We start from the raw sequence: 4,845 nt of genomic DNA, 5'->3' as shown, positions 1-4,845 counted from the left end.
CGTGACCGGCTCCTCGCGACCCTCGATGAGGAAGTCGACGTCGGCACCCACCGAGCGACCGATCCAGTTGCGCTGCATCTGCAGCACCTTGTGCGGCCAGAAGCCCTCGAGCTGGTTCAGGTCATCCCGGCGACGAGCTGCGGATTCTCCCGCGCCGTCAGCCGACCTCGTCCTTTCCCGTCGAGGAGCGCGGCGAGCTCGACCGAGGCTCTTCCCACACGCTCCTTCTCCGCGAGATCGATCGTGGGGAGTTCCGCGCCGACGCTCTGGTCTCCGGAGACATCGCCCGTCGGCAGCAGATCGGACGGACGACTGATCTGCGTCAGCGATCCGAGCTCCGGCTCGTCGTCGATGTAACTCGACCACCCGGAAGGGGTCACACAGAGGGCGTCGACCACGCGGAGCCCTGCATCCTCGGCGCATCCCAAGAGCTCGTCGAGCATCACCGCATGCGGGAGGACGAGGCCGTCTCGTGTGGGGTGCGCCTCCTCGTCGGTGTAGACGACGACGGCGACCGCATCCGTCCCGGATACGCGAGCCACGAGGCCGACCGCGGCGTCGGCGTAGGCCTCGAGGTCGGTGCCGTCGCGGGGGAGGTCGAGACGCATGGCCCCGTCGGTGCGGGTGCCCCGGAAGGGGAGGAGCACGGTGCTCCGACGAGGCGTGAAGCCCGCGAGAGTGGGGACGATGCCGAGGAAGGCGGCGGAATCTGCGGCGCGGAGAACTGTGGTCATCCCCAGAGTGTGGTCGAGCGCGCGCACCGGTGGGCGCCGAAAGGGGGCCTGTGGACACAGATCCTGTGAGCCCGGAACTGTGCACGAACAGTGGCTCGCGTACCATGGAGTGATGGACAACTTCTGGCTCGCCGCGGCATGGTCGCTTCTGCCGACCGTCGGGGTGAGCATCGTGTTCTTCTTCGTGGTCCGCGGCATCCTCCGCTTCGACCGCACCGAGCGCAAGGTGCACGCGCAGATCGAGGCCGAGGAGCGCGCCGCACGGGGTCTTCCGCCGCGCGCCTGAGTCCGACCCATCGGCTACTGTGAAGCCAGCGCACCCACTCTGGTGCGCAACTGCTGTGATGGTCACTGCGGTGGCAAGGGGGCGCGATGACTGCGGAGACCTGGGGATGGTGGATCGCCGCCTTCCTGCTGGTGCTCGATGTCATCATCCGTGTCACGGCGATCATCGTCATCCCTCGCAACCGCCGCCCGACGGCGGCGATGGCGTGGCTGCTGGCGGTCTTCTTCATCCCGTTCGTCGGTGTCTTCCTGTTCCTCGTGATCGGCAATCCGCGTCTCCCGCGGGCACGCCGGCGCAAGCAGGACCAGATCAACGAGTACATCGCCGAGACCAGTGAGCACCTGCATTTCGGTACGCTCCGACCGAACGCCCCTTCGTGGTTCGGGCCGATCGTGCAGATGAACCAGAAGCTCGGCGCCCTCCCGCTCTCGGGCGACAACGGCGCTCATCTCATCTCCGACTACCAGGAGTCGCTCGACGAGATGGCCGAGGCGATCCGCACGGCGCAGGAGTATGTGCACGTCGAGTTCTACATCCTGCAGTCGGATGCCGCGACCGACAACTTCTTCCGTGCTCTCGAAGAGGTCCGCGCGCGCGGCGTCGAGGTGCGCGTGCTGCTCGACCACTGGGCCAACCGCGGCAAGCCCCGCTACAAGCAGACCATCGCGCGGCTCAATGCGATGGGCGCGGACTGGCACCTGATGCTCCCGGTGCAGCCGCTCAAGGGCAAGATGCAGCGTCCCGATCTGCGCAATCACCGCAAGCTCCTCGTCGTCGACGGCAACATCGCCTTCCTCGGATCGCAGAACGTCACCGACTCGACCTACAACTTGAAGAAGAACATCAGGCGCGGCCTGCACTGGGTCGACCTGATGGTGCGTCTCGACGGCCCGGTGGTGCTGAGCGTGAACGCGATCTTCGTCGCCGACTGGTACAGCGAGACCGACACGGTGCTCGAGGGCATCGACATCGCCCACGCGAACATCGGCTCCGGCGACCTCGACTGCCAGGTGGTGCCGTCAGGGCCGGGGTTCGAAGTCGAGAACAACCTCCGTCTCTTCCTCGCGCTGCTCTATGCGGCGAAGAAGAAGATCATGATCGTCAGCCCCTACTTCGTCCCCGACGAGGCGCTGCTGCTCGCGGTTACGGCAGCCGTCGACCGCGGTGTGCACGTCGAGCTGTTCGTCTCGGAAGAGGGCGACCAGGCGATGGTCTATCACGCTCAGCGCAGCTACTACGAGGTGCTGCTCAAGGCGGGCGTTCGCATCTGGATGTACCGCAAGCCCTACATCCTGCACACCAAGACGCTGACGATCGACGACGAGGTCGCGGTCATCGGCTCCAGCAACATGGACATGCGCTCGTTCGGCTTGAACCTCGAGGTCTCGATGCTGGTGCGCGGCGAGGAGTTCGTCGCCGAGGTGCGCGAGGTCGAAGACGAGTACCGCTCCCTCAGCCGCGAGCTGACCCTGGAGGAGTGGATGCAACAGCCGCTGCGCTCGACCGTGCTCGACAACCTGGCCCGGCTCACCTCCGCTCTTCAGTAGGCGATGCGGGCTATCCGCGCGAACTTCTCCGGGACTACCCTGCGAGCATGACCCTCGCGCTTCGTCCTCTCGCCTCCGTCATCGGTCTCGTCGCCGCTGCGCTCCTCGTCGCGGGGTGCACCGCTGGGCCGGGTGCGCAGACGCCGACAAGCTCGCCTGCCCCCAGCGCAGGCGGCGTCGACGACCAGAACGATGTCGAGGGCACACTGCTCGATGACGGACGCATGTTCGCCGTCGTCACCTGGGGCTCGTCGACGTGTGTGCCGCAGGTCGACACGGTCGAGGCCCAGGGTCAGACCGTCACGGTCACGCTCGTGGATCCGGACGGCGATGGCGCCGAGAAGGCCTGCACGGCCGACCTCGCGCCGCGAGCGAGCATCGGTGCGCTTCCCGAGGGAGTGGATCCGACCGCCGACATCACCCTCAACGTCTCCTACGGAGACATCACCGACGATGTGGACCTCGACGCCGACCCGGCCGCGACGGGGACGCCGGGCACCTCGACCGAGTACCTGCCCTCCGCCGGCTGGTTCGACGACGGCGGTCTCGTCCTGCTCACCTGGGGCTCTTCGTCCTGCCCGCCGGTCGTCGATTCGCTCGAGGGATCGGGGAACGCGGGGACGGCGACGTTCGCGACCGACGCCGACCAGGCCTGCACGATGGACATGGCGCCGCGTGCGACCATCCTCTCCTTCGGTGAGGACACGGTCGACGACGATGCTCCCTTCACCCTGACCCTCGTCGGCGGAGCTCTCGACGGCACGGTCGAGGTCCGCTGATCCCGAGGCGCCCTTCGGCTCTCAGAGGGTGTGTACCGGGTGACCGGAGGGCAGTGCCAGCAGCAGAGCTCCGGGATCTGCCCAGCAGGTGATGCGCACGGCCTCGCCGAACTCGTCGCCGTCGAGCTCGATAGGGACGGGGTCGGTTGACGCGGCTTCTGCTGCTGATCCGTGGAAGTAGTGCACCGAGGCGTTCTTGCCGCGATGCTCGAGCATGCGGCGTCCCGCGCGGAAGCGATGCAGCACGGAGTTGTCCCACCAGATCTTCCGCCACACCCCGAACCAGCCGAAGATGCCGGTCGGCTGGATGACGGCGACGTCGAGGGCGGCATCCGTGATCGACGCGTCGGGGATCAGGGAGATGCCGGCCGGAAGGGTGCCGCAGTTCGCGAAGAGCAGGCTGTAAGCACGGTGCGAGTGCAGGCGCCCCTCATCGACCTGGTAGACGGCGCGGAAGGGCTTCGCGCGCGGCAGGGAACGGGCGGCGCCATCGACGTACGCGATCCACCCCACCGATCTCTTCAGATCGGAGCGGGTGTTCGCGATCATCTCGGCATCGAGCCCCATGCCGGCCAGCACCACGAAGGCATGCCGGGCTTCCTCGCCGTCCTGTCGCGTGAGGCGGGCCCAGCCGATGTCGATCGGATGCCGGAAGTCACCGAGCGCTGCGCGGATCATCTCCGTCGGGTCGCCCAGGGGGAGTCCGAGGTTGCGGGCGAGCAGGTTGCCGGTGCCGCTGGGCAGGATCGCCAGCGGCACACCGCTGTTCGCGATCGCTTCCGACACGGCGCGCACCGTGCCGTCGCCACCCGCGACGAGCACGACATCCACGCCGCGCTCGAGAGCCTGCGCCGTGGCATGCTGGCCCGCATCCTCGACGGTCGTCGGGTAGAAGGCCGGGTGCTCCCATCCCGCCTCGCGCGAGAGGTCGCGGACACGGGCTCGAAGATGCTTGCCGTCGACTTTGATCGGGTTGTAGACGAGCGCCGCCTGTCGCGGGACGGGGGCGCTGGTGGTCATGGCGCTACTCTAAACCGGGAACTGCTCAGGTCTCCTCATCCGCGAGGGCGACCCTGCTCGACCGCGACGAGGGGAGCGAACGAATGCGCGATGTCTCCCATGGCGATTCGCAGGCCGTGCTCTCCGCGCTGATCGAGACCGAGCCCGATCGGCTTCGGCGGCGCAGCATCTCGCTGGGGGTCCCTGTCTCCGACGCGGAGGACGCGGCCCAGACCGCGCTCCTGCGGGCGTGGCGCTCGGTCTCGCACCTGGAGACCCCGCAACCCGGGCGCAGGTGCGCCTGGCTCGATGTCATCGCCAGGAACGTCGCCATCGATCTCGCGCGGCAGCGTGCGCGGCGGCCGGAGGCCGTCCTGGAGGAAGACGTGGCGGGCGAGGGGGCGAGCGTGGAGTCCGCCGTGGAGGTCCGGGTGTTCCTCGACGGCGCGCTCACCGCCCTCCACTCGCTCCCGGAGACGCTCCGGGAGCCCTTGCTGCTC

Annotated in this window: 6 protein-coding genes; 4 read left to right on the top strand and 2 right to left on the bottom strand. The window is 68.0% G+C overall.

Translation table 11 applies throughout. From position 1 onward, the window contains the following. Positions 1-116: 116 nt before the first annotated feature. Positions 117-734 (bottom strand): DUF4192 family protein, encoded by a 618-nt coding sequence (locus tag KZA10_RS08140; RefSeq protein ID WP_256934564.1) that lies wholly within the window; start codon positions 732-734, stop codon positions 117-119. A gap of 112 nt (positions 735-846) precedes the next feature. Here KZA10_RS08140 and KZA10_RS08135 point away from each other — a divergent pair, with 112 nt between their 5' ends. From KZA10_RS08135 to KZA10_RS08125, 3 genes are all read left to right on the top strand, one after another. Next, complete coding sequence (locus tag KZA10_RS08135; protein ID WP_017831493.1) at positions 847-1,020, top strand: hypothetical protein; 174 nt, start codon at positions 847-849, stop codon at positions 1,018-1,020. Between the two features lie 86 nt (positions 1,021-1,106). Next, positions 1,107-2,567 (top strand): cardiolipin synthase, encoded by a 1,461-nt coding sequence (cls, locus tag KZA10_RS08130; protein WP_218682612.1) that lies wholly within the window; start codon positions 1,107-1,109, stop codon positions 2,565-2,567. A 47-nt stretch (positions 2,568-2,614) separates the two neighbouring features. Beyond that, positions 2,615-3,346 carry a hypothetical protein gene (locus KZA10_RS08125; protein WP_055869776.1) on the top strand — a complete coding sequence of 244 codons (732 nt, stop codon included), beginning with the start codon at positions 2,615-2,617 and terminating at the stop codon, positions 3,344-3,346. A 21-nt stretch (positions 3,347-3,367) separates the two neighbouring features. Here KZA10_RS08125 and KZA10_RS08120 read toward each other — a convergent pair whose 3' ends face one another. Continuing rightward, positions 3,368-4,366, bottom strand: coding sequence for a diacylglycerol kinase family protein (locus KZA10_RS08120; protein WP_218682611.1), 999 nt, complete (start codon positions 4,364-4,366; stop codon positions 3,368-3,370). A gap of 83 nt (positions 4,367-4,449) precedes the next feature. Here KZA10_RS08120 and KZA10_RS08115 point away from each other — a divergent pair. Then, a partial coding sequence (locus tag KZA10_RS08115; RefSeq protein ID WP_218682610.1) for an RNA polymerase sigma factor occupies positions 4,450-4,845 on the top strand: 396 nt, incomplete at its 3' end.

Source organism: Microbacterium sp. BF1 (assembly GCF_019279095.1).
Lineage (GTDB): Bacteria > Actinomycetota > Actinomycetes > Actinomycetales > Microbacteriaceae > Microbacterium > Microbacterium maritypicum.
Note: the sequence above shows the minus strand (reverse complement) of the source record. Positions and strands in the feature narration are given on the sequence as shown.

Excerpts from the sequence above, each read along its gene's own strand:
- KZA10_RS08140 (WP_256934564.1), bottom strand. The coding sequence starts at position 734 with ATGACCACAGTTCTCCGCGCCGCAGATTCCGCCGCCTTCCTCGGCATC.
- KZA10_RS08135 (WP_017831493.1), top strand. The coding sequence starts at position 847 with ATGGACAACTTCTGGCTCGCCGCGGCATGGTCGCTTCTGCCGACCGTC.
- cls (WP_218682612.1), top strand. The coding sequence starts at position 1,107 with ATGACTGCGGAGACCTGGGGATGGTGGATCGCCGCCTTCCTGCTGGTG.
- KZA10_RS08125 (WP_055869776.1), top strand. The coding sequence starts at position 2,615 with ATGACCCTCGCGCTTCGTCCTCTCGCCTCCGTCATCGGTCTCGTCGCC.
- KZA10_RS08120 (WP_218682611.1), bottom strand. The coding sequence starts at position 4,366 with ATGACCACCAGCGCCCCCGTCCCGCGACAGGCGGCGCTCGTCTACAAC.